Genomic DNA, 24,187 nt, shown 5'->3' with positions numbered 1-24,187 from the left:
GTTGTTAACAAGTTAATAACAAAAAAGGAAAACATGCCAGCCTGTTAATGTGATGATGTAGGGGTAAAGCGATAAAAAAGATTGGGTTCGCCAACGATATAGATATTGCCAGTGGCGTCCATCGCTATCCCTTCGGCCTGTTTGATGTTATGTGACAAACCCCGGCTACCTTTGGTAAGCGACATCTCACCGATGACCTCGCCTGTTTGGGTGACTTCCTGGAGTGCGCGAGACTCATGAGACAGCACCAGAAGTGTATTTTTTTGTGGGTTAAATTCCGCGCCAGACACGTCGTCTAAAGTAAATTGCCGTTGTAATGATTTATCCTTGCTAATGTGCAACTCGTCACTACGTAATAGTCCGGTAACTTTATAGATCTCAATCGGGTTTTTCTCTTTAAAAAACCAAAAAGTGTGGTCCTGGCGAGAATAAGCCAGTCCTTCAAAACCACTATTGATCGGCGTTTCCTGCAGCGGGATTTTTATTTTTTTGAGGATTTTCACCTCTGAGTTTTCATTAAGAGAAATGACATAAATGGCATAATCGCGCTCATCGCTAATGACAAACTGATTATCGCCAATGTATTCGATCGTCTCGAGATCTTTCACAAAATCCAGAGGAATAGTGCGGATCAAGTCGCCATTGGTGGTCATTTCAACAATTGCCGCGGGCTTGTTGATAGTACTAAACAGGGTATTGCTCTGTGCCGACCAGGTCAGCGAGGAGATATTATTCGTTACACCTTCAATTTCTTTGCCGTCAATGGTGGCGTGGTAATTCTGAAATGATGTCGCATGATTGCTTTTACGGGCGCAAGATTGCACAAAGAAAAAACTCACGACTACGATGGCAAAAAGAATAGCAATACCCGTGATGCGTTTATGTAACGAAAAACTTTTTGTCATGGCATTCCCTTTAAGGCAAATCAATAAGATATCGAGAAGTATACGTAGCGATCTTAATGAATCCTTAACGCGGAGTTGAATCGTAATCTGCAATACACAGCCAGCTCCCATCCTGCTGATAATAAATTGACTCTGTTTGACCTGGGATAACCCATTGTGTTTCCTCACCAGCAGGACACCTCAACCAGATGCATAGCCCACAGCCTCCACGTAACTCACGGGGAATATCCGAGACGCGAAAAGCCATGCCCGCTGCTTGCAACGCCTTGCGCGTTTGCACGACGCCGACCGTTGAGTGAAATAAAAAAAGATACTCTTTCATGTGCGTTTTCTCTGCCGCTGACCAATCACCGCTGCGCCAATTGCGCCAGCGAATTGTGCATCAGGATGGGTATGTACTGGCATTCCCTGGTGAGTTTCCAGCATCCGGGAAAAGACCTGGCAATGGCTGACACCGCCAGTAAACAGAATCGGCGCTTCACAGGAGAGACGAGCAATGAAATTGGCGCTGCGGCGCGCCATAGCGTTAATCACTCCGGCGAGAATCGCTTCCGGCGCTACCCCGGCAGAACGCAGACTGATCACTTCTGATTCGGCAAACACCGTACACATACTGCTGATGGCGTGCGGTGGCACATTTTCGGTAATACAGTCGAGTTCCTCGATGCTGGTGCCCAGCGTACGCGAAATCACTTCCAGAAAACGTCCGGTTCCTGCCGCACATTTGTCATTCATCAGGAAGTCACACAGATTACCGTCACCATCAAGTTGAATCACTTTGCTGTCCTGGCCGCCGATGTCGATCACCGCGCGCGTTGCTGGCGCAAGAAACCGCGCTCCCAGCCCGTGGCAGGAGATTTCCGTCACCTGTTTATCGGCAAAATCCACCAGTTGCCGCCCGTAACCGGTGAGCGTCAGAAACGGCGTTGTCTCTAACCCTTCGCGCAGAGTTTCCTAGGCTTCTGTAATTGCTATTGCCGGGCGAAATGGCGTTGGAACGAGGAAACGGCGCATAATCACGCCGTCTGCCAGTAAGATCCCTTTGGTGGCGGTAGAACCGGAATCAATGCCTATCGAATACCTCACAGCCACCTCTTACAGCATCTCAATAAAGGCCGCGACGCGGGTACTGAGCTGCCCGATATCCGAAGTGGAGTAGTCCGTTTCAATGGCGATATAAGGAATGTTGTGCTGCTGGCGCACGTGACATTTAATCGCCAACGATTCCACCGCGTAGGTATGGCACGCCTGCAAAATCACGTCTACCACGCCATCGACCTGATACTCCTCCACCATCTGGCTGAGCATTTTCAGACGTTGATCATTCGGAGAAACACAGGAGCAGCCAATCGCCAGATACTTGTCGGCCAGCGCATCATAGACATCGCCCGTTTCCGCCACACATTGCTCAGTCGCTTTTGCCCCCGTGCAGTTTTCATAACCGACCACCCAGCCGCCGTTCTCTTCAATCGCGCGCACCACTTTCTCTGCTGCGCCGCCAATTGGGCAGCCGGTAATTAAAATGCGTGGACGCGGCTCCAGCCGCTGACCTTCTTCCCATTGCTGACGAACGCGGGCGGTCATTGTATCCAGTTCATTGATCAATGCGTCTTTATCGAAACGGAAGGTTGCGCCGTAAACGACTTTCAGAATGTCGCTGCCGCTAAGCGCCGGGGGATTTAACTGCCCCAGATGATAGAAGTTCGCCAGTGCACGGCGTTCGCGATTTTTCAGTGTAATGGCATCGCGCAACGCGTCTTCTGTGATCTCTTGTCCGAAACGTTCTTCCACTACCTTTTGCAAGCGCAGCATTTCAGCTTTCCACAACGCGCGCGAAGCCTCGTCCTGCACACTGTTCGGCAGTTGCATCACATGCACGGGTTTAAACTCCGCCATGTACTCGTACATTTTCTTTTTGCCGTCGCAGGTAGTTTCACCGACCACCAGATCAGAAAAGTAAAAGTAAGGGCATTTATCAGTTTTGCCGAAGCCGTAGCTACTTTTAATCAGCGGACAGAGGTTGCGCGGCAGATCTTTCTCCGCTTCTTCAATGGTTTCATCAGAGGTGGAACAGAGCGAGACAACAACCGCCCCGGCGGCCATTGGGATCTCCTGCGGCATAAACGTGCAGTAGGTGCCAACCAGCGGAATGCCGCGCTCTTTGAGATCCATGACGGTGAGAAAGCCTTTTTGGCGAGCTTCGGAGAACTGATCGAAAATGGTGGGTAGATCGGTGACAAGTGACATGATTTTCCTTCCCCGTAACACGGGAGATGATGAAAAGAGGCCACATTATTACCATGTTTTTAGTGTGGTTTATTTGATCTCTCTCGCGGTTAGCCTCTTAGCGTATTTTCATTGATCTCTAAAAATTGCCGATGGATAACAAGGTCGGGATTTGCGATAAAAGATACAGTATCAACCCGATACAACCCCCAACCAGCGTGCCATTAACGCGGATAAACTGGAGATCTTTGCCGATATTTAACTCGATTTGCCGTGACATATCGCGCGCATCCCAGCTTTTTACCGTGTCAGTAATGTGTCGCGTCAGGAATGCCGAAAACTCAGGCGCGACGCGGTGCGCGGCCTGTTCGAGATGACCATTTAACGACGCCCGCAAGGCGTCATCGGCAATTAACGTCTCCCCAAACCACTGACCTGCCCGCGCGATACGCTCCTTCACGCGAGAGTCTTCGCTGTTGATATCCGCTTTCAGCCACTGCCGTAAATCCCCCCACAATTCACTGAGATAGCGGTTAAAGGCTTCATCTTCTTTCAGATACGCTTTGATATTGTCGGCGCGCGCCGCCATTTCGGGATCGTTTTTTAGCTTATCGATCAACGCAAAGGTGGCGCGATCAAACGCATGGCGGATCTGATGAGCGCGATCGCGGCTGATATCATCAAGCAAAGAATTCACGGCATCAGAAACCAACTCTGCGCTATGTTCACCCAGCCATTCGGTAGGCAAAATTTTGGCTTTTAGCGGGTGTTCACTCTCCAGCCAGCGGACAATCTGCTGGGCGATAAATTTGCGCGATTTATCACGCTGGAGCAGGGCAATCAACTGTGCGATCAGCGTATCGAGCAGCACCTGATGACGATCGTTTTTGGTCATGCTCTCCAGCATCAATGCACTGGTGCCGGAAAGATCCACTTTATCAATCGCCCGATGCACCGCGCGCTTAAGCAGACGCTGAATACGTGCATCATCGGTCAGTTCGAGAAAACCACTCATGATCTGCAACAGATGCTGACCGACACGGCGGGCGTTTTCCGGCTGGCTAAACCAGTTGCCAATCAATAATGCCGGTTCATGACGACGAATCAGCGCGACCAGCGATTGGGTATCAAGAAATTTTTCCTGCACGAACTGGCCGAGGTTTTCGCCAATCCGGTCTTTATTTCGCGGAATAATCGCCGTATGGCGAGAAATAATCGGAATCGGCACGCGGCGAAACAACGCCACCACCGCAAACCAGTCTGCCAGCGCGCCGACCATTGCCGCCTCTGCGATAGCCTTAACACCACTCACCCAAAAATTGGCGGGTAGAAAAAGCGTAACAACAAAGGTCGCAGCGGCGACGAGCAGCAAAGAGAGCGCCAGCATTTTGGCGCGTCGGAGTTCAATGATTTTATTCATATCGTAAGGATAGAGCCTGGCGGTAGATTCACGCAAAAATCGAGATGCCTTCCAGAAAAATGTATCGCTTGCAGGAGAACCAAAATAGCCTGGAAAGCGCCTCGGGGAATGGGAAATTACCGGGTGAGAGTCGGTTTATTAATCGCTAAAGTCAGGCCATCTCTTTTATAGGTGATGGCTCGCCATGACAAACTTCACGACCAGCACGCCGCATGACGCATTATTTAAATCCTTTCTCACCCACCCTGACACCGCGCGGGATTTTATGGAGATCCACTTACCCAAAGATTTACGTGAACTGTGCGATCTCGACACCTTAAAACTGGAATCAGCCCGCTTTGTCGATGAAAAATTGCGGGCGCTACACTCTGATATTCTGTGGTCGGTAAAGACCCGCGAAGGTGATGGCTATATCTATGTGGTGATTGAACATCAGAGCAGCGAGGATATTCATATGGCCTTTCGTCTGATGCGATATTCCATGGCGGTGATGCAGCGCCATATAGAGCATGATAAACGCCAACCGCTACCGCTGGTCATCCCTATGCTGTTTTATCACGGTAGCCGTAGTCCTTATCCCTGGTCTTTGTGCTGGCTGGATGAATTTGCCGACCCGGCTACCGCACGGAAACTTTATTCCGCCGCGTTCCCGCTGGTGGATGTCACCGTGGTGCCGGACGACGAGATTGTGCAGCATCGCAGAGTCGCCCTGTTGGAGTTGATCCAAAAGCATATTCGCCAGCGCGATCTGATGGGGCTTATCGATCAACTGGTAGTATTACTGGTTACAGAGTGTGCTAATGACAGCCAGATAACTGCGCTGTTAAATTACATTTTACTGACTGGTGATGAAGCGCGTTTTAAGAAGTTTATCAGCGAACTTACCCGTCGAATGCCACAACAAAGGGAGCGAATAATGACGATTGCAGAGCGAATTCATCATGATGGATGGCTGTTGGGGAGGGAGAAAGGGAAAGAAGAAGGGGAACTGCGCCCCCTCCGATTGTTGTTGCAGAATGGGGCAGATCCTGAATGGATACAAAAAATCACCGGACTTTCGGCAGATCAAATGCAGGCATTAGAGCAGCCCTTGCCTGAAAGCAAGCGCGATCCATGGATCGAGTACTAATCAGAGACTGATGGCATACGAAAAACTGCCTGATGCGCTACGCTTATCAGACTTACATTTTATCTGCAATCTATTGAATTTACGATATTTGTAGATGCTGTTTTAACCTGTCTGTATGTTAAATAAAAGTAATAGTTGTATCTGCATTGTGAGCTGCCAGAAGGCGGATGATGAAGCCTCTGAAAGATGAGGAGGCAGCAGATGTAATTTCACGAAAACAAAGCCAAAGCGCCGTTTATCGGCCTTGTGCAACTCTGGCAGGCGGTGAGAAGCTGGTGGCTGAAAAAGCAGACCCGGCGCGTGTTACAGCAGATGAGTGATGAGCGGTTGAAGGATATTGGGTTGCGCAGGGAGGATGTGGAGTGAAGGACAGTTCGTCGCGGATAAACAGGATTTCTCTATAACCTCCACAAGGAAGTGGTTATTATTGCGCCATTATTGCTTCATGGAAGGACGCCAGGATGAAAGCCACAGAGGCTCGCCTACTCGATTTTTTAAAACGTTCGCAGCAGTTTGTTATTCCCATTTATCAACGCACCTATTCATGGACCGGGCAACAATGTCGGCAACTTTGGGACGACATCATTCGTGCCGGAAAGCGTGACGATATATCAGCGCATTTTATCGGTTCTGTTGTTTATATAGAGCAGGGGTTGTATCAGGTTTCTGGTATTTCTCCGTTGCTGGTCATTGATGGTCAGCAGCGGCTGACGACCGCAATGTTGCTGATTGAGGCTTTATCGCGCCATCTTGGCGAAGACGAAGTTTTTGAGGGCTTTTCGGCAATGAAATTGCGTAATTATTATTTACTCAATCCTTATGAGTACGGCGAGAAAGGATTTAAATTACTGCTGACCGAGACTGATAAAGACAGTTTGCTGGCGTTAATAAAACAAAGACCAATGCCAGAAAACTATTCCCATCGAATAATGGAAAACTTTACTTTCTTTGATGAGCAAATTGCCAAACTCGGTGATGACTTGATCCCCTTATGTCGAGGGTTAGCAAAGTTATTAATTGTCGATGTGGCGCTTAATCGTGGTCAGGATAATCCGCAACTGATTTTTGAAAGTATGAATTCCACCGGTAAGGCGTTAAGCCAGGCCGATCTGGTGCGCAATTTTATTCTGATGGGCCTCGAACCAGAGCATCAAACCCGGTTGTATGAAGATCACTGGCGACCAATGGAAGTCGCTTTTGGTCAGCATGGTTACAGCGAATATTTTGACAGTTTTATGCGTCATTATCTGACGGTAAAAACGGGGGAGATCCCTCGGACAGATGAAGTCTATGAGGCATTTAAACTGCATGCCCGCAGCCAGAGTGTTGCTGAAAAAGGCGTGGATCGGCTGGTTGAAGATATTCACATCTATGCGGAGTATTACTGTGCGATGGCATTGGGTAAAGAAAGTGACAAATCGCTTGCCACGGCTTTTCATGACTTGCGTGAGTTAAAAGTCGATGTGGCGTATCCTTTTTTACTGGTGCTTTATCATGACTATAAAAATAGCGTTTTGTCTCACGAAGATTTCCTGCGCATAATTTGTTTAATTGAATCTTATGTTTTCCGCCGTGCAGTATGTGCGATTCCGACAAATTCTCTGAATAAGACGTTTGCGACTTTTTATAAGGTCATTAATAAAGAAAAATATCTGGAAAGCGTTCAGGCGCATTTATTAGAACTACCTTCATATCGTCGTTTTCCCAACGATGAGGAGTTTAAACGGGAATTAAAAATTCGCGATCTCTATAACTTCCGCAGCCGCAGCTACTGGTTACGACGACTGGAAAACGATAAACGCAGAGAGCGCGTGGAAGAGTTTACGATTGAACACATTATGCCACAGAACGAGAACCTGTCGGCTAAATGGCGCGAAGAGCTGGGAAGTGACTGGCAGCGTGTGCATAAAGAACTTTTACATACGTTGGGGAATCTCACTTTAACGCGCTATAACTCCCGCTACAGTGACAGATCTTTTGCGGAAAAACGCGATATTGAAGAGGGCTTTAAACATAGCCCGCTCTATTTGAATATCGGTCTTGGACAGTGCGAAAAATGGGATGAAGCTGCCATTCATGCCCGAGCCGCTCGCCTTGCGGAGCTTGCGGTCCAGGTCTGGGGGACGCCGTATCTTCCGGAAGAGGTATTGGCGGTCTGGCGTGCGCAACCGGCCCGCTTGCCCCGGTACAATTTGAATGATTATCCGTTCTTACAAAAAGGTGAGCATAGCCGAATCTTGTTTGATTATTTTTGCGATGCAGTGATGCGTATAGATGCCGGGATTACGCAGGAAGTATTGAAACGGTATATCGCCTTTAAAGCTGAAACGAACTTTGTCGATGTGGTGCCACAGAAAAAACAACTGCATTTGACACTGAATATGCCATTTCCCGAACTGATTGATCCTCAACGGATGGCAAGAGATGTAACCGGTATGGCACGTAGTGGCAATGGCGATGTGGAAATTGGTTTCAGCGACCTAACACAACTTCCTTACATTATGGGATTAATTCGTCAGGCATTTGAAAAGCAGATGGAGAGCGCGTTGGTGTAACGCGGCGAATAATACCCGGTAGCACTGGCGCTACCGGGTCAATGTATCAGGCGACTTTCTGTTTACCCGCAATCACCCCAATAAACTCCTGCACCTGCTTTTGTTTACGTACCGACAGCTTGCACACCTGGCGCAGCGACTGCATCAGTTCGCTCTCTTCGGCGGCGGGTGGTTGGGCGGTGAGGATAATACAGCCTTCCATCACTTTGACATCTACCGCCGTGCCGGTGGCAAAACCAGCGGCTTCGAGCCACTGACCTTTCAGCGTGAGAGCGGGAATATGCGCGTGATCCGGGTAGCGGCTCACATAACCAACGGTAACGTGACGGTTATTTGCCGGGGAGACTTCTGGTTCGAACGGTTGTGCAATAGAATGCGTGTCAGTCATAACTGCTATTCTCCTGGAATAGTGATTGTGATCAGCGGCGCGGGTGTGTTGGCGCACACCCGCACCGCGCTAAATACCTGAATATATCAACAGTAAACACAGGGCAAGTCCAGATAAAAATAGAATAAAATGGGCAATTTCTGGAATGATTTAAATATATTTGTGTGAGTTATGATTGGTGCGAAATAATAAAAAGCGCACCAGACAGGTGCGCCAGAAAATAATGATCAGGATTTTTTCCGCGAGGCTTTTTTACCCCCGCTGGCCGTGCGTTCAGCTTTGATTTTTTCCAGCAACGCAGCGGCGCTATTTTCACCGCTGATTAAATCCGGGTTTTCGGCCCGCCACTGGGCGGTGAGTTCACCACGGAACGCTTTTGCCAGAATGGATTGCGTCAGGTTGTTGACGCGGGCTAAGGCGTTGTTGACCTGTTTTTCTATGGTGTCGGCGTAGGCGAAGAGTTGCTCGACGCGACGAACGATTTCTTCAATTTCTCTCTCAGGAGGTAGTCCGATAGGTAAAACATTTAACGCACCTTGGGTCAATTTGGCGCGACCTGTGGTTCCAGTTAACCAAGGGATTATTTTGTAATACATTAATGCATAACATAAATAGTCATTAGCTATTTTTGTTGGCGCAGACAAGATGTGTACATGATTATTTACCCAACATTTCCCAGTAAATCGGTAGGCAATAGGTTTTACTCTTCCATAGAAAGTTTCATCTTCTGTCACCAAAACATAATCACCATCAAAAATATAGTCATCAACCCGATCGACTTCGCCATTGGCTCCAAAATAAGGATAGATCCCTTCAGATGCAATCCTGTTTTCTTTTTTGACTGGAATACGTTGACTATCTAAACAATCAGCGAATTGAGAAACACTGACAATTTTCCATTCTTCAGGAACTGCTAGTTCATTGCCCGTAGTTGTATCTGGTTGAAGAGGCTTAGGAAAATTTTTGATTTTTTTTATCTTTTTATTTTCCAATAAATTATATTGGTTGCTAATGAAATTATTTTCCCTAATATCTAACCAGCGTTTTAGCAAATCTTGAGCAGACTCAAGAGTCTTATTGTTACTCCTCCATTCTTGAGTTAATTTTCCACTCACCGCTGCAGCCAATACCGCCTGCCGAAAACGTTTCAGGATTTGTGGGATTTGCTCAAGACGTGCTTTGGTGCTGTCTACTTGCGCCAGCAGCGTATCGAGTTTTTCTGCGATGATTTTTTGTTCGGCAAGTGGCGGGATGGCAATATTAAGATTATATGCATCCTCTCTGTTTAGGCCTGGAATTGCGGTAGAACGATTTAATTTAGTTAACGGTAAAAAGGTTAAGTAATAGTACCAATAATCAATGGGTTGATTGTATAAATCATCGATATAGTAGGTGGTATCTATAGGAAAAAATGGCCCTGTTGATTTTTGCACAACACCATATGAACCTTTTCTTCCAACTATTAAACCCGCACCATTTATTAATGGGGCTGAATGCATTCCCACTATGCCGTTGGAACCATAAACAGGGAAATCTTTTCCATCGCGAGATGGTGCAGCTAATGATTTTCCATATTTGAGTTCAATGATTTTCCCAAGCTGAGTTTCAACCCACCCCTCCGGCAATTTCTCCGAACTCATTCCTTCACCCCACCAAACGCTTCTTCCAGCAACTGACGCTGCGCATCCGCCTCATCGCTCGCCCCCAGTTCACGCATCAGCGCATCCAGTTCGCCCAGCGCCTGCACCAGCTCACCCATCGCTTCTGCCGCTAACACATCCGGCTCCGGTAGGTTGTCGGCATCAATGCTGTCTTTATCTTTCAGCCAGGAGATATCCAACGAATCGGATTTCGCGGTGCGGATCCACTCGCGGCTGAATTTGCGCCAGCGGCTGGTGGCCAGATGCTGATCGGTGTTTTTGTTCTCTTCGCTGTCGGCAATTTCACTTTTTTCTGCGTCGAATTCCCAGTCGCCTTCGCTACGCGGGCTTAAACCGTGCGGGTCTTCGCCATACACGCGCTCAAACGGCTGCAAATGCTCGTCGGTAAACGGCGTGCGTTTACCAAAGCTCGGCATATTGGTACGCAGGTCGTACACCCACACGTCATCGGTGCAGTTCTTATCCTGATGTGGGTTCGCCACCGTGCCTTTGGTGAAGAACAGCACGTTGGTCTTCACGCCCTGCGCGTAAAAAATACCGGTCGGCAGGCGCAGAATGGTGTGCAGATGACACTTATCCATCAGGTCACGACGAATGTCGGTGCCTTTGCCGCCTTCAAACAGCACGTTATCCGGCACCACCACCGCCGCACGACCGCCGGGGTGCAGCGTTTCGATAATATGCTGCATAAAGCACAACTGTTTGTTACTGGTCGGGTGAACAAAGGTGCGGGTAATGTTGGTGCCTGCGGCGCTGCCAAACGGCGGGTTAGTGGCGACAATATGCGCCTTCGGCAGGTTTTCACCGTCGCTACCCAGAGTGTTGCCCAGACGGATTGCGCCGCCGTGGTCGAGGTTGCCTTCAATATCGTGCAGCAGGCAGTTCATCAGTGCCAGACGACGGGTGCCGGGCACCAGTTCGAGGCCGATAAACGCGCGGTGGATCTGGAAATCCTGCGTGTCGCCATCAAGGTCGTCCAGATCATTGGTTTGCGACTTAACGTAGCGGTCGGCTTCAATCAAAAAGCCCGCCGTACCTGCTGCCGGATCCTGCACCACTTCACGCGGCTGCGGTTTCAGCAGATGAATAATGGTTTTAATCAGCGGACGCGGGGTGAAGTACTGGCCTGCGCCAGACTTGGTTTCATTCGCGTTCTTCTGCAACAGCCCTTCGTACATATCGCCGAAGTCATCGCGCGACTTACCGTGCGCACCGTTGTACCAGTCCAGTGAATCCATATTGCTGACCAGCTCGGTCAACTGTTTTGGCTGGGTAATGGTTGTGTTGACGTTCTGGAATACCGCCTGCACCAGCTTTTGATTGTCGGCGCCCAGATGTACCAGCAGGTTACGGTAGAACTGCAACTGCTCCTGGCCGATGCGCGATTTCAGGTCATCCCAGCGGTAGCCTTCCGGCAGGTAATCGGCTTCCTGTCCGGTCTCTTTACACATTTTCAAAAACAGCAGCGAGGCGAGTTCATTGACGTAGTTTTGATAGGAAACGCCGCCATCGCGCAGGTTGTCGCACAGCTTCCACAGCTTGGCGACCAGATCGTTATTGTTCATTGTGAGTTCCGTAAATTAAGCAGCGGCCCGCATGTTCGGGGCCGCAGAAAAAGAAATTGCCGGGGGTAATATACACAAAATCATTCAGGTTGCATCAAGGTGGCAAGCGAGTGAATCCCCAGGAGCGTACAGAAGTACGTGACCGGGGTGAACGAGCGCAGCCAACGCAGAGGCAGCCTGAAGGATGAAGTGTATACGTGTCAGGCGAGTTCATCCCAAATATAATCGCTGAATTTATCGAGCAGGCTGTCGAGATTATCGTCGAAGGTTCTTTGCAGCATTGCCTTCCCGCCGCGACGGTGGAAGTTGCCGGTTTTGAACACATCGTCGTCGAGCACCACTTTCTCTTTCAGCGCCTGCGCTAAACGATCGAGCCAGCTTAATTGCTCGCTGCTCCAGTCGTTTTCGCCCTTAATGCGCGTCAGCGCGTGATCGACACGTTCCTCAAACGGTTTCAGCGCATCGCCCACCGCCGCGCGGCGATATCTTCATTGCGCGTCTCTTTCCACGCTTTGCGCAGGGAAGATTCCTCAAAGTGCTGGCGGTCAAACCACTCCTGTAGCTCGACCAGTCCTTTACGGGTGAGATCGCGCGGGCGATTGATCACCGCCTGCAATGCCGGTTGCGCGTTCGGGGAACGTTGCACCAGCGAGTCAAAGGCTTCGAGGAAATCCTGCGGCGTGTCGTAATCACCGTACAGCGATTTTACGCTCACCACTTCATCGTCAATATCGAGGAAGATCGGCGCATTATTCAGGTTGTTGATGTCGGTTTTCAGCTTTTCCAGACGGGCGATAAAGCCAGGCAGTTTGTTAAAGACTTCGGCGCTCCAGTGCGGCCCTTTTTCCCGCAGGCGCGAGGCGAAGCCGTTAAAGTTCACGCCCGCCGCGTCCTGGCATAGCTCATCCAGACGACGCACCTGTTTGTCTATCGTTTCGCTGCGGTTACGGTTAAACGTGGCCAGGCCGATGATGCGCTGGAGCTTCGCCACCAGTTGTTCATGGCTGTGCTCGGCAAAGCTACGGCCGTCCGCTTCGGTGATTTTATAGGTTCCTGAATCGGTAATTTCGTTGACCAGGGTTTGCAGTTCCACCTTCGGACGCACCACCACCGGACGCATGGTGTCGACGCTCTCCAGCGTGCTGTAGATATCGACGCAGTCGAAAATCTTAAAGCTGGTTTTATTCACGTCCGGGCATAAGCGCGTGGCGCGGCCTTTCATCTGCTCGTACAGAATACGGCTGCGTACTTTACGCAGGAACACGATGTTACATATCGACGGAATATCGACGCCGGTTGTCAGCAGGTCGACGGTCACCACGATATTGGGCAGCCGCTCTTTATTGAAGCGGGTGATCATGGTCTGCACTTTGCGCGCGTCTTTATCGGCATCACCGGTGATCTTGATGATCGCGTCGTGCTCCAGTTGCGGATACTTTTTCTTGAACGCGGTACGCAGCTCTTCCACCACCATATCGGCATGGGCATTGGTGACGCAGAAGACCAGCGTTTTTTGTGACCCGGTCGGGTCAAGGTAGTTGGTGAGTTCGTTACAGACGGCGCGGTTAAACGCCGGGATCACCAAACCACGGTTAAAGTCGGCGACCTCAAAATCCTGATCGTCTTCCAGGGTGTCGTTGATCACTTCCCCCTGCGGGCTGATGCGCTCTACCTGTTCGCCTTTGGAGAGATAAACTCCCTCCTGTGCGTTGCGGGTGGTGATCTGAATCGGCGGATCCTGGTCGATCAGAAAACCGTCGATAACCGCGGTACGGTAGGTGTAACGCTAAACCGGCTCGCCGAAAATCTGCACCGTATGCAGCGCCGGGGTGGCGGTGAGGGCGATTTTTACCGCATCGAAGTGATCGAGAACGCGACGATAGGCAGAAACGTAATCCAGTTGGCTGCGGAACTGCAGTTCGCCTTCGGTCTGCTCTTTATCGAGAATGTAGCCGCGATGCGCTTCGTCAACGACGATACAGTCGTAACGGGCCACCGGCATTGGTTCATCTGATTGCAGGGTGCGTTTCACCAGCGACTGTACGGTGGCTACGTGAATTTTGGTGCTGTCTTCCGGGAATTTATCCGTCAGCCCTTTAATGTCGAAAATGCTGTTGAAAGTGTCGCCGTTAATACGTGTATCTTCAAACGCGCCCAGCGCCTGTTCGCCAAGAGAACGGCGGTCAACGAGGAAGAGAATGCGTTTAAAACGCTGGGACTGGATCAGGCGGAACATCATGGCGATCGCCGTACGGGTTTTACCTGTACCGGTCGCCATTGCCAGCAGGATCTCTTGTTGACCGTTGACGATTGCCTTTTCAACCGCGCGGACAGCATCTTCCTGATAATAACGCAGGCCCAGCTCGCTCATGCCAGGGTTATTGGCAAACCACTGATTCTGTTTTTGCGGTTCGCTGGCGAGCATTTCCAGCAGCTCTTCCGGGCGATGCCACTCGGGTAGGGCTTTCGACATATTGCGGGTATCACGCACGTCGCGATACCAGATGCCACTTTTAGTCTTCATCGCTGCGCGGTATTCGCGCCCGTTGGTCGAGTAGCAGAAAGGGATTTTAAACCGTTGTTGGCCGCTGGTGTCCTGCCAACTGGTTTCATACTCCGGCACCGCTTCATGCACTTCATCCGGTGAATAGTGCTCAAGCAAGGTTTCCCGCAGGAAGCCATTATCGAAACATTTACTGTAGCGATACGACTCATTGAGCCTGGCAGGAACGTCGATATTGTTACGTTTCGCCTCTACCACCGCGATGGGTTTGAGGCCGACAAACAGCACATAATCCGCAAAGCCCTGTTTACCCGTTTCATCTTTCCCGGTCGGCCATTCAGCAATGGCTTTATTGACGCCGGGTTCAGGGCGTGCGCCTTTGGAGAAGCGCAGGGTTTTACTGTCGGCCTGCCAGCCTGCTTTACGCAGTTGGGCATCAATAAGAAAACGGCTCTCTTCTTCGCTAAGGTTGAGCGTGCGCTTGATAGCCTGATCGGTAATTTCTTTGTGGTAAGCCTTACGTTCCTGTTCAGTCTGTTTGGCCAGCTCCGCGTTCTTCTCGGCGAGCTGCGCTTCCAGTGCAGCAAGGCGAGCCCGGGTTTGCGCTTCGGTTTCCTGCTGTTTGCCTTCCAGAATGGCGATATAGCCGTTCAGAGCAACCAGCTTCTGCTGTTGCGCTTCGACTTCTGCCTGAGTCTGCGCTTTTTCTCGCGCCTGCTGTTCAAGCTGTTGTTTTAGCGTCAGCACTTCCTGGTGATAGAGGTTCTCGCCACGTTCTGGCAATACAAACACAGGCACCGGGAAGTCATAATCTTTAGTGACCAGACGGTAGTACCAGACCGCCAGGCGGAACCCGAGTCGCAGGCACATCTGGGCATCGTCGAGATCGTTATGATATTCGTGCACCGCCTGGTTACCAATGCGGCGTAATTTGTGGAATACAGAGAGAATGTTGTCATCAACGAAGGCGATTTTGCCAAGTTCGCGCAGGAGATCGTGTTGGTTCTCACAAGGGGGGATGTTGAGTAACAGACCAAGATGTTTCGGTGTGGCTTCGCCAAACATACGCATTTTAATCAGCGTCGTGTTGGGATCATCCGGGTAGTTATTTTCCGCCGCACAGGCGATGGCATAAGTGAAGTCGTTGACGCCTTTCAGGAATTCAAAATTGGATTTATTCATCATTGTTATTAATCCATTGCTGTGTGGGCCTGTCCAAATATTTAAGGCCCATAACATCTCATCTTAGCTTTCTGTACCTTTCCGGGCAATGACCGCGGTCACAGCAACTGACTCATTTCTAACGTGTTCGTCTATTTTTGTAGTGCTATAGTAGCCGAAAAACATCTACCTGATTCTGCAAGGATGTACTATGACGGTTCCTACCTATGACAAATTTATTGAACCTGTTCTGCGTTATCTGGCGACAAAACCGGAAGGTGCAGCCGCGCGTGATGTCCATGAGGCTGCCGCGGATGCATTAGGGCTGGATGACAGCCAGCGAGCGAAAGTCATTACCAGCGGACAACTTGTTTATAAAAATCGTGCAGGCTGGGCGCATGACCGTTTAAAACGTGCCGGGTTATCGCAGAGTTTGTCGCGTGGCAAATGGTGCCTAACCCCCGCTGGTTTTGACTGGGTTGCGTCTCATCCCCAGCCAATGACGGAGCAGGAGACGAACCATCTGGCCTTCGATTTTACGAATGTCAAACTCAAGTCACAGCCGGATGCCGTCGATTTAGAGCCAAAAGCCGACACTCCCGATCATGAAGAACTGGCAAAGAGCAGCCCGGACGATCGGTTAGATCAGGCGCTAAAGGAACTTCGTGATGCGGTGGCTGATGAGGTTCTGGAAAACTTATTGCAGGTTTCTCCTTCGCGCTTTGAAGTCATTGTTCTGGATGTTTTGCATCGCCTGGGGTATGGCGGCCACCGTGATGATTTGCAGCGTGTTGGCGGTACTGGAGATGGTGGTATTGATGGCGTAATCTCGCTTGATAAACTGGGCCTGGAGAAAGTTTATGTTCAGGCAAAACGTTGGCAGAACACTGTAGGCAGGCCAGAATTACAGGCGTTTTATGGCGCACTGGCCGGGCAAAAAGCGAAACGTGGAGTTTTTATTACCACTTCTGGATTTACGTCTCAGGCGCGTGACTTTGCCCAATCCGTCGAGGGGATGGTGTTGGTTGATGGGGAACGCCTGGTGCACTTAATGATCGAAAACGAAGTAGGGGTTTCTTCACGTTTGTTGAAGGTGCCGAAACTGGATATGGACTATTTTGAGTGAAAAACCTGGCCGGATGCGCTGTGCTTATCCGGCCTACCAGCCCTTACTTCCTCAACCCCGCAAACGCTGCCCTTATCTCTTCCTCCGGCAACTGGATCCCAATAAACACCATCGTGCTATGCGGTTTTTCATCGCCCCACGGTCGATCCCAGTCGGCGCTGTAGAGGCGCTGGACGCCCTGGAACAGCAGGCGGTTAGGTTCGCCGTCAATCCATAGCATCCCTTTGTAACGCAGCAGCTTATCTGCCGATTCCAGCAGCAGGTTTTCCATCACCCGGGAAACTTCGCTGATATCTACCGGGTAATCCAGTTCCACCACAATCGACGAAATATCGTTTTGTTTATCCGCGATAAAGTGGAAACGCGGTTTGGTGCTGACAACGTTCTCTTCCAGCATAAAACCGTTGGTGTTGAACAGCAGACCCAGGTCGATGTCGCCGTGGGTGACGGTGTAGACCGGCGCGCGGGCGTTGATGCGCGCCAGACGTTCACGCAGTTTTTCTGCTTCGCCTGCGACGTCGGTTTTGGTCAGCAGAATACGGTCGGCGTAGCCAACCTGTGACTGGGCGATAGTGAACTGGTTCATCTGCTCATCGGCATGTACCGCATCTACCAGCGCAATCACGCCGTCCAGCAGGTAACGCTGGCATAAAATCTCATGGGAGAAAAAGGTCTGAATAATCGGGCCGGGATCGGCCATGCCGGTGCATTCAATCACCAGACGGTCGAACTGAATATTGCCCTTGTCGAGATTATCCAGCAGGTCGAGCAGCGCATCTTCCAGTTCGTTGGAGCGGGAACAGCAGATGCAGCCGTTGGTCAGCGTTTTGATCTGCGTGGCGCGGTCGCCAATCAGTTGATCATCGACGGAGACTTCGCCAAATTCGTTTTCAATCACGGCAATCTTATAGCCGTGCTGTTCGTTAAGAATATGGCGTAGCAGGGTGGTTTTGCCCGCGCCTAAAAAACCGGTGAGTAGGGTGACTGCAATCGGGTTCATGCTCTCTCCATTAACAACAGCGCATACCGCCTTTACCATCGCCGCCGTAGCGCGCGTTCTGGCGTTCGCGGAAGAATTCTTCATAGCTCATGTACGGCTTGTCGGGATGGTTGGTCTTCATATGCTCGACGTAGTTGTCGTAGTCTGGAATGCCAATCAACATCTTCGCCACCTGGCCGAGATATTTTTTTGCCTGTCCTAAGTTACCAAACATTTTGCCTTCCAGATATGCGTAAAGCCCGGAAGAGCCGGGCCGGGGATTTGCCGGATGCGGCGTAAAACGCCTTATCCGGCCTACGATAGACACTTTGTAGGCCGGATACGCGCAGCGCATCCGGCAACCGGTTAGTGATGCGAAGAGATCTTCACGCCGCCTTCCGGGATTGGAACGTACGGCGTTTCTTTGTCAGTACGTTTGTCACTGTTACGCACCTTCAGCCAGGTTTTGAAACCGTAGAAGATGATGCTGTACACCACAATCAGGAACAGAATACTCAGGCCTGCGTTGGTGTAGTTGTTCACAACGATGTGGTTCATGTTGGCAATCTGCTGTGCCGTCAGGTCAGTACCGTTAGCAATCTTCTCTTTGTACTGGCTTGCCATGTAGAAGAAGCCTTCCATCTGCGGGTTGTTGCTGAACAGTTTCAGACCCAGCGCCCAGGTAGTGCAGATAAGCAGCCATACTGCCGGGATAACGGTAACCCAGATGTATTTAGTGCGCTTCATCTTAATCAGCACCACAGTGCTCAGTACCAGCGCCACGGCTGCCAGCATCTGGTTAGAGATACCGAACAGCGGCCACAGGCTCTTAACGCCGCCCAGCGGATCGACCACACCCTGATACAGCAGGTAGCCCCACAGACCCACACAGCCCGCAGTACCGATGATACCGGCAACCAGAGAGTCGGTTTTTTTCAGGAACGGGATGAAGTTGCCCAGCAGGTCTTGCAGCATAAAGCGGCCAGAACGCGTACCGGCATCCAGCGCGGTCAGGATGAACAGTGCTTCGAACAGAATACCGAAGTGATACCAGAAGCCCATGTCAGCCATCGGCAGCACTTTGTGGAACACGTGAGCGATACCTACCGCCAGCGTCGGCGCGCCACCCGCACGGTTCAGGACAGAGGGTTCACCAATGTCTTTCGCAGTTTGCAGGATCTGTTCCGGCGAAATCACGAAGCCCCAGGAACTGACAGTTGCCGCCGCGTGTGCGGTAACGTCTTTCAGTTGTGCCATGATGACAGGCGCGTTCTCGCCACCCATTTCATGCAGGTTAGGCATGGTGATGCCGAGACCCGCTGGCGGGGTGTTCATCGCGAAGTAAAGACCCGGTTCGATGATGGACGCAGCAACCAGCGCCATAATCGCCACGAAGGACTCCATCAGCATTGCGCCGTAGCCAATGAAACGCGCGTCGGTTTCGTTAGCCAGCAGTTTCGGCGTCGTACCGGAAGAGATCAGCGCGTGGAAGCCAGATACCGCACCACAGGCGATGGTGATGAACAGGAACGGGAACAGAGCGCCTTTCCACAGCGGGCCAGTACCATCAATGTACTGAGTCATCGCAGGCATTTTCAGTTCCGGGTTCAGCACCACGATACCCAGCGCCAGGCCGACGATAACGCCGATTTTCAGGAAGGTTGCCAGATAGTCGCGCGGTGCGAGGATCAACCACACCGGCAGCAGCGCGGAAACAAACGCATAGCCAATCAGCGCGAAGGTAATGGTGGTGTCTTTAAAGGTCAGTGCCGGACCCCAGTAAGGGTCGTGAGCAATCACGCCGCCGAAGTAGATAGAGGCAACCAGCAGCACAATACCAATGACAGAGACTTCACCTACACGCCCCGGACGAATAAAGCGCATGTAGATACCCATAAACAGCGCAATCGGTACGGTTGAGCAAACGGTGAAGACACCCCACGGACTTTCGGCCAGGGCTTTAACCACGATCAGCGCCAGTACCGCCAGGATGATGATCATGATTAAGAAACAGCCAAACAGCGCGATAGTCCCAGGTACTGGCCCCATCTCTTCTTTGATCATCTCACCGAGAGATGCGCCGTTACGGCGAGAAGAGATAAACAGCACCATAAAGTCCTGAACCGCACCGGCCAGCACCACGCCTGCCAGCAGCCACAGCGTGCCCGGCAGGTAGCCCATTTGCGCGGCGAGAACCGGCCCCACCAGCGGACCAGCACCGGCGATAGCGGCGAAGTGGTGACCAAACAACACGTAACGGTTGGTCGGAACGTAGTTCAGACCGTCGTTGTTAATAACCGCAGGCGTCGCGCGCGTGGGGTCGAGTTTCATCACCTTCTGGGCGATGTACAGACTGTAGTAGCGATACGCCACCAGATACACCGACACAGAGGCGACCACGATCCACAGGGCACTGACGTGCTCCCCCCGACGTAATGCAACTACCGCGAGGCAGAATGCACCGATGATTCCGAGAATCACCCAGGGTATGTGCTTGAATATCTTTTTAGTATCCATAGTAAAACCTGGCATGTATTGATTAATAGTTGGCCGAAGCCGTTCTAGGTTTGCGTTGCGTTTGAGGAGGTAAATAGACCGCTATCCTGCAGTGATGTTGCCAGAGTTACGCGCGCGTAAAGTAAGGTAAATAACTGAGCGGTTATATTAGGGATGTAAGCGGTCAGTTTTGCAGTTGAGCGGTATTGGGCGAGGTTTACGAAGGTTATTTATGTGATGATGATCACACCCAGAGCGAGTTTTATCTCCCGGTTGTGTTACTCATATAAAAATTATATTTATTCTATATATATTAAATAACAATATAAAACCACACTTCCCAACCGGTAATATTGTTTTGGCCAATAATATTAAACTATTGGCAAATATTCTCATGTTCAAAATAGATACAATTAGTGTGAAAAAAATAAGAAAAGAAAATGTACCAATGCGTGGCTATTGTATTTTTGAACAAAAATAAAAAAAGTGAGGTAAATTTAGCCAGTTTAAAGCCGCTACCTATAAAGTTTTCTCATTCCAGGCCGAAAATCCTGCTATCGGTCAACAGGAAAAGAGAAACCATGCTAAAACGTATCAGGATCGTGACCAGTGTACTACTGGTTTTGGCCATTTTCGGCCTTTTACAACTAACATCAGGCGGTCTGTTCTTTAATACCTTAAAGAAGGACAAAGAATACTTCTCCGTTTTACAAACCATTCGCCAGCAGCAATCTACGCTGAATAGCAGTTGGGTTGAGTTGTTGCAGACGCGTAACACCCTCAACCGCGCGGGTATCCGCTACATGATGGATCAGAACAATATTGGCAGTGGTTCAACTGTTGCCGAGCTGATGCAGAGTGCCACTCTTTCACTGAAACAAGCGGAAAAAAACTGGGCAGATTACGAGGCACTACCGCGTAACTCGCGTCAGAGCACAGCGGCTGCTACTGAGATCAAACGCAATTACGATATCTATCACAATGCACTGGCGGAGCTGATCCAGTTGTTAAGTGCGGGCAAAATCAATGCGTTTTTTGACCAACCTACCCAGGGATATCAGGACGGGTTCGAAAAGCAGTATATGGCGTATATGCAGCAAAACGATCGTCTCTATGACATCGCCGTCACCGATAATAATGCTTCCTATAACCAGGCAATGTGGGTGCTGGCGTGCGTGCTGATCGTCGTACTGGCGGTGATTTTCGCCGTTTGGTTTGGTATTAAAACGTCGCTGGTGGCACCGATGAATCGCCTGATCGACAGCATTCGCCATATTGCTGGCGGTGATCTGGTGAAATCGATTGAGGTGGACGGTTCCAATGAAGTGGGTCAACTGGCAGAGAGTTTGCGTCATATGCAAAGTGAGCTGGTACGTACCGTAGGCGATGTGCGTAACGGCGCGAATGCCATCTATAGCGGGGCCAGCGAAATCGCCACCGGCAACAATGACCTCTCTTCGCGCACCGAGCAACAGGCTGCTTCGCTGGAAGAGACGGCAGCCAGCATGGAGCAACTGACCGCGACAGTGAAACAAAATGCCGAGAACGCGCGGCAGGCCAGCCATCTGGCATTAAGTGCTTCTGAAACAGCACAACGCGGCGGAAATGTGGTGGATAGCGTGGTACAGACCATGCGTGATATTTCTACCAGTTCGCAGAAAATTGCCGACATTATCAGTGTTATCGACGGCATTGCTTTCCAGACTAATATTCTGGCCTTGAATGCGGCGGTCGAAGCGGCACGCGCGGGTGAACAAGGTCGCGGTTTTGCGGTAGTTGCGGGAGAAGTGCGTAATCTGGCTCAGCGTAGCGCTCAGGCGGCGCGTGAAATTAAGACTCTGATTGAAGACTCGGTTGGCAAAGTGGATGTTGGCTCTACGCTGGTCGAAAGTGCCGGGGAAACGATGGCGGAGATTGTCAGCGCCGTGACCCGCGTGACCGATATTATGGGTGAAATTGCCTCTGCTTCTGATGAGCAGAGTCGTGGTATCGATCAGGTTGGTTTAGCGGTTGTCGAGATGGATCGGGTAACGCAACAGAACGCTGCGCTGGTGGAAGAGTCTGCCGCCGCTGCCGCCGCGCTGGAAGAGCAGGCCAGCCGCCTGACTGAAGCTGTGGCTGTATTTCGTATTCAGCAAGAGCAACAGCGTCAGCGCGACGCGTTGGCAGTAAACAGTGTGGCACCGGTTGCGCCGCGCAAAATTGCCGTTGCCGATAGCGGGGATAACTGGGAGACGTTTTAACACAATGACGCCGGATGAGTGCTTCATCCGGCGTTTTTATCGTTATACCAGGAACAGCGAAATTGCCGGGATATATGTGACCAGCATCAGCAGCAGGGCTACCAGCAGTGGCAGAGATTGCTTAAAGAAATTACCTACAGAAACTTGCGTGATATTACACACCAGCAGCATCACGGTGCCCACCGGCGGCGTGAACGCGCCAATCGACAGGTTGAAGATCATGATGATACCGAAATGTACCGGATCGATACCAAAGTGTTCGACCACCGGTTTCAGTAGCGGCACCAGGATCAACAGAATGGCGTTTCCTTCCAGAAACATCCCCAACGTCAAAAGCAATACGTTGATAATCAAAAGGAACATATATTTGTTTTCAGTCAGCGAGGTGACGAAATTCGCCACCGCGACGCCAGCATGTTCCATTGAGAAAATCCAACCCAGGGCGGCGCTGGCCATAATCACCAGCATCACCGACGCCGTGGCGCGTGCGGTTTCACCGAGAGCTTTAACTACGTGGGAAACTTTCATTTCACGGTAGATGAAAAAGCCAATCGCCAGAACGATTAATACCGCTGCGGCACCTGCTTCCGTCGGGGTGAAGATATTCGCCCGAATGCCGCCGACTACGGCAAAAATCAGAAACAGCGCTGGCCACGCCTGACCGAGAGAGAACACCACTTCTTTGCCCGTTGGCCAGCTTTCACGCGAGGGTTTGGCGTTTGTTCTGCGGGCGACGAGGTAGACGGTAAACATCAGCACGACCGCACACAGCAAACCAGGCACCAGTCCGGCGATAAACATTTTGCCGATAGAGACATCCGCAACCAGACCGTAAATAATCAGGGCAATTCCCGGCGGTATGATTGGCGTGACTAACGAACCGCCAGCGGTAATGGCGGCGGCAAAGGCACGGTTGTAACCTTTGCGTTCCATTTCCGGCACCATCATGCGCGATAACATTGCTGCATCTGCAAGGTTAGAGGCACTGACACCGCCCATCATGGTGCTGACGAGAATATTCGCTACGCCCAGACCACCGCGCATTTTCCCCACCAGGACGTTGGCAATTTGTAAAATGCGTTCTGCAATGCCGGTGTAGCTCATTAGCGTACCCAGCAAAATAAAAAACGGAATAGCCAGTAGTGAAGGACTTTGCGTCGGGGCGATTAGCCTCTGGACGGCAATTTCGATCGGCACGCTGGAGAAGAATAAAAAGTAAGCGATGATGCCAATAAACATCGCCAGATAGACCCGAATGTTAAGAAATAAACAGACGATCATTAGCGGGATAATCAATAACCAACTCATTGTTTTTCGTCTCCGCTATGGGGTTGCTTTATATCGGTGATTAACCAGTAAAGGGTATAGAGAGCAGTTGCCAGCGCGCCGACAGGGACCGCCAGATCGATCCAGAACCAGGAAACTTTCAGTATTTGTGTCACTTTAAACTGCGCCATTTCCGCCAGCCGGTAGCCCAGCCAGGCCATATAAAGCAACACGCAGAGGGAGAGAAGGGCGACCAGAACAGCAATCACTCGTCTGATGGTGGCTGGCAGCATATCCATTACAAAAGGGATGGTCAGATGTGCCCGGTCGCGCTCTGCCACGATACCACCTAGCATCACCACCCAAATCATCAGCATCCCGGACATCTCTTCTGTCCACTGAATCGGTTGGCCGATGAAATAGCGCATAAATACTGCTCCAATTGTCATCACAACCAGAACAAACAGCGCAAAGGCAGCGCTAAACTCTGCCAGTTTGCCGAAAAAACGCATGAAACCTCCTGTAAGGGCTTGTCCTGCTTTTGTGAAAAAAGCAGGACGATTA

At 50.7% G+C, this 24,187-nt stretch carries 17 protein-coding genes and 3 pseudogenes; 6 read left to right on the top strand and 14 right to left on the bottom strand.

Annotated elements, in window-relative coordinates; genetic code table 11:
* Positions 1-44: 44 nt before the first annotated feature.
* The 5 genes and pseudogenes from C1192_RS13325 to C1192_RS13305 all read right to left on the bottom strand — a co-directional run bounded on the left by C1192_RS13325 (position 45) and on the right by C1192_RS13305 (position 4,551).
* Positions 45-905: an SdiA-regulated domain-containing protein gene (locus C1192_RS13325; protein ID WP_038354901.1), complete on the bottom strand. Its 861-nt coding sequence runs from the start codon at positions 903-905 to the stop codon at positions 45-47.
* 64 nt (positions 906-969) lie between these two features.
* Positions 970-1,227, bottom strand: a complete 258-nt coding sequence (locus C1192_RS13320) for a putative Se/S carrier protein (protein WP_010378310.1) — start codon at positions 1,225-1,227, stop codon at positions 970-972.
* A pseudogene (yjiL, locus tag C1192_RS13315) lies at positions 1,224-1,991 on the bottom strand (putative 2-hydroxyacyl-CoA dehydratase activator YjiL). The gene C1192_RS13320 and the pseudogene yjiL overlap by 4 nt, the downstream one beginning before the upstream one ends.
* Before the next feature lie 9 nt (positions 1,992-2,000).
* On the bottom strand, positions 2,001-3,152 hold the full coding sequence (locus C1192_RS13310; RefSeq protein ID WP_038354902.1) for a double-cubane-cluster-containing anaerobic reductase: 1,152 nt from the start codon (positions 3,150-3,152) through the stop codon (positions 2,001-2,003).
* A 118-nt stretch (positions 3,153-3,270) separates the two neighbouring features.
* The gene (locus C1192_RS13305) at positions 3,271-4,551 is read right to left on the bottom strand and encodes a DUF445 domain-containing protein (RefSeq protein WP_010378299.1); all 1,281 of its coding nucleotides are present in this window, start codon (positions 4,549-4,551) and stop codon (positions 3,271-3,273) included.
* Positions 4,552-4,735: 184 nt separating this feature from the next.
* On the opposite strand from C1192_RS13305, the gene C1192_RS13300 reads away from it, so the two are divergent.
* From C1192_RS13300 to C1192_RS13285, 4 genes and pseudogenes are all read left to right on the top strand, one after another.
* Positions 4,736-5,680, top strand: a complete 945-nt coding sequence (locus tag C1192_RS13300) for an Rpn family recombination-promoting nuclease/putative transposase (RefSeq protein WP_038354903.1) — start codon at positions 4,736-4,738, stop codon at positions 5,678-5,680.
* A 237-nt stretch (positions 5,681-5,917) separates the two neighbouring features.
* The gene (locus tag C1192_RS26105; RefSeq protein ID WP_228995449.1) at positions 5,918-6,046 is read left to right on the top strand and encodes a DUF1127 domain-containing protein; all 129 of its coding nucleotides are present in this window, start codon (positions 5,918-5,920) and stop codon (positions 6,044-6,046) included.
* A 95-nt stretch (positions 6,047-6,141) separates the two neighbouring features.
* Positions 6,142-6,747 (top strand): annotated as a pseudogene (locus C1192_RS13290) (DUF262 domain-containing protein); the annotation flags it as partial.
* A 324-nt stretch (positions 6,748-7,071) separates the two neighbouring features.
* The gene (locus C1192_RS13285) at positions 7,072-8,235 is read left to right on the top strand and encodes a GmrSD restriction endonuclease domain-containing protein (RefSeq protein ID WP_077784548.1); all 1,164 of its coding nucleotides are present in this window, start codon (positions 7,072-7,074) and stop codon (positions 8,233-8,235) included.
* Between the two features lie 46 nt (positions 8,236-8,281).
* Here the strand turns inward: C1192_RS13285 and symE are convergent, their stop codons facing one another.
* From symE to hsdR, 4 genes and pseudogenes are all read right to left on the bottom strand, one after another.
* Positions 8,282-8,623: an endoribonuclease SymE gene (gene symE, locus C1192_RS13280; RefSeq protein ID WP_038354906.1), complete on the bottom strand. Its 342-nt coding sequence runs from the start codon at positions 8,621-8,623 to the stop codon at positions 8,282-8,284.
* A gap of 227 nt (positions 8,624-8,850) precedes the next feature.
* The gene (locus C1192_RS13275) at positions 8,851-10,263 is read right to left on the bottom strand and encodes a restriction endonuclease subunit S (RefSeq protein ID WP_038354907.1); all 1,413 of its coding nucleotides are present in this window, start codon (positions 10,261-10,263) and stop codon (positions 8,851-8,853) included.
* The gene (hsdM, locus tag C1192_RS13270; protein WP_038354908.1) at positions 10,260-11,849 is read right to left on the bottom strand and encodes a type I restriction-modification system methyltransferase; all 1,590 of its coding nucleotides are present in this window, start codon (positions 11,847-11,849) and stop codon (positions 10,260-10,262) included. Before hsdM ends, C1192_RS13275 begins: the two co-directional genes overlap by 4 nt.
* A gap of 200 nt (positions 11,850-12,049) precedes the next feature.
* Positions 12,050-15,537: pseudogene (gene hsdR / locus C1192_RS13260) on the bottom strand (type I restriction-modification system endonuclease).
* A gap of 187 nt (positions 15,538-15,724) precedes the next feature.
* Between hsdR and mrr the strand changes: the two are divergent.
* The gene (mrr, locus tag C1192_RS13255) at positions 15,725-16,639 is read left to right on the top strand and encodes an adenine/cytosine-specific restriction endonuclease Mrr (RefSeq protein WP_001517695.1); all 915 of its coding nucleotides are present in this window, start codon (positions 15,725-15,727) and stop codon (positions 16,637-16,639) included.
* Between the two features lie 43 nt (positions 16,640-16,682).
* Here the strand turns inward: mrr and yjiA are convergent, their stop codons facing one another.
* The 3 genes from yjiA to btsT all read right to left on the bottom strand — a co-directional run bounded on the left by yjiA (position 16,683) and on the right by btsT (position 20,135).
* Positions 16,683-17,639, bottom strand: coding sequence for a GTPase (yjiA, locus tag C1192_RS13250; protein WP_001297640.1), 957 nt, complete (start codon positions 17,637-17,639; stop codon positions 16,683-16,685).
* Positions 17,640-17,649: 10 nt separating this feature from the next.
* A complete protein-coding gene (locus tag C1192_RS13245) occupies positions 17,650-17,853 on the bottom strand; it encodes a YbdD/YjiX family protein (protein ID WP_038354909.1) in 204 nt (67 codons plus the stop codon).
* Positions 17,854-17,984: 131 nt separating this feature from the next.
* A complete protein-coding gene (gene btsT, locus C1192_RS13240; RefSeq protein ID WP_019841686.1) occupies positions 17,985-20,135 on the bottom strand; it encodes a pyruvate/proton symporter BtsT in 2,151 nt (716 codons plus the stop codon).
* Between the two features lie 560 nt (positions 20,136-20,695).
* Between btsT and tsr the strand changes: the two genes are divergently transcribed.
* On the top strand, positions 20,696-22,357 hold the full coding sequence (tsr, locus tag C1192_RS13230; protein ID WP_038354910.1) for a methyl-accepting chemotaxis protein: 1,662 nt from the start codon (positions 20,696-20,698) through the stop codon (positions 22,355-22,357).
* 42 nt (positions 22,358-22,399) lie between these two features.
* Here the strand turns inward: tsr and C1192_RS13225 are convergent, their stop codons facing one another.
* Together C1192_RS13225 and C1192_RS13220 are read right to left on the bottom strand one after the other, a co-directional pair.
* Positions 22,400-23,665 carry a TRAP transporter large permease gene (locus C1192_RS13225; protein ID WP_038354911.1) on the bottom strand — a complete coding sequence of 422 codons (1,266 nt, stop codon included), beginning with the start codon at positions 23,663-23,665 and terminating at the stop codon, positions 22,400-22,402.
* A complete protein-coding gene (locus C1192_RS13220) occupies positions 23,662-24,135 on the bottom strand; it encodes a TRAP transporter small permease (protein ID WP_001210260.1) in 474 nt (157 codons plus the stop codon). Before C1192_RS13220 ends, C1192_RS13225 begins: the two co-directional genes overlap by 4 nt.
* Positions 24,136-24,187: the final 52 nt, after the last annotated feature.

The organism is Escherichia marmotae, from assembly GCF_002900365.1.
In the GTDB taxonomy this organism is placed as follows: Bacteria; Pseudomonadota; Gammaproteobacteria; order Enterobacterales; family Enterobacteriaceae; genus Escherichia; species Escherichia marmotae.
The sequence above is the reverse complement of the archived record's forward strand: the minus strand, read 5'-3'. Positions and strand labels throughout refer to the sequence as shown.

Excerpts from the sequence above, each read along its gene's own strand:
- C1192_RS13325 (WP_038354901.1), bottom strand. The coding sequence starts at position 905 with ATGACAAAAAGTTTTTCGTTACATAAACGCATCACGGGTATTGCTATT.
- C1192_RS13320 (WP_010378310.1), bottom strand. The coding sequence starts at position 1,227 with ATGAAAGAGTATCTTTTTTTATTTCACTCAACGGTCGGCGTCGTGCAA.
- C1192_RS13310 (WP_038354902.1), bottom strand. The coding sequence starts at position 3,152 with ATGTCACTTGTCACCGATCTACCCACCATTTTCGATCAGTTCTCCGAA.
- C1192_RS13305 (WP_010378299.1), bottom strand. The coding sequence starts at position 4,551 with ATGAATAAAATCATTGAACTCCGACGCGCCAAAATGCTGGCGCTCTCT.
- C1192_RS13300 (WP_038354903.1), top strand. The coding sequence starts at position 4,736 with ATGACAAACTTCACGACCAGCACGCCGCATGACGCATTATTTAAATCC.
- C1192_RS13285 (WP_077784548.1), top strand. The coding sequence starts at position 7,072 with ATGGCATTGGGTAAAGAAAGTGACAAATCGCTTGCCACGGCTTTTCAT.
- symE (WP_038354906.1), bottom strand. The coding sequence starts at position 8,623 with ATGACTGACACGCATTCTATTGCACAACCGTTCGAACCAGAAGTCTCC.
- C1192_RS13275 (WP_038354907.1), bottom strand. The coding sequence starts at position 10,263 with ATGAGTTCGGAGAAATTGCCGGAGGGGTGGGTTGAAACTCAGCTTGGG.
- hsdM (WP_038354908.1), bottom strand. The coding sequence starts at position 11,849 with ATGAACAATAACGATCTGGTCGCCAAGCTGTGGAAGCTGTGCGACAAC.
- mrr (WP_001517695.1), top strand. The coding sequence starts at position 15,725 with ATGACGGTTCCTACCTATGACAAATTTATTGAACCTGTTCTGCGTTAT.
- yjiA (WP_001297640.1), bottom strand. The coding sequence starts at position 17,639 with ATGAACCCGATTGCAGTCACCCTACTCACCGGTTTTTTAGGCGCGGGC.
- C1192_RS13245 (WP_038354909.1), bottom strand. The coding sequence starts at position 17,853 with ATGTTTGGTAACTTAGGACAGGCAAAAAAATATCTCGGCCAGGTGGCG.
- btsT (WP_019841686.1), bottom strand. The coding sequence starts at position 20,135 with ATGGATACTAAAAAGATATTCAAGCACATACCCTGGGTGATTCTCGGA.
- tsr (WP_038354910.1), top strand. The coding sequence starts at position 20,696 with ATGCTAAAACGTATCAGGATCGTGACCAGTGTACTACTGGTTTTGGCC.
- C1192_RS13225 (WP_038354911.1), bottom strand. The coding sequence starts at position 23,665 with ATGAGTTGGTTATTGATTATCCCGCTAATGATCGTCTGTTTATTTCTT.
- C1192_RS13220 (WP_001210260.1), bottom strand. The coding sequence starts at position 24,135 with ATGCGTTTTTTCGGCAAACTGGCAGAGTTTAGCGCTGCCTTTGCGCTG.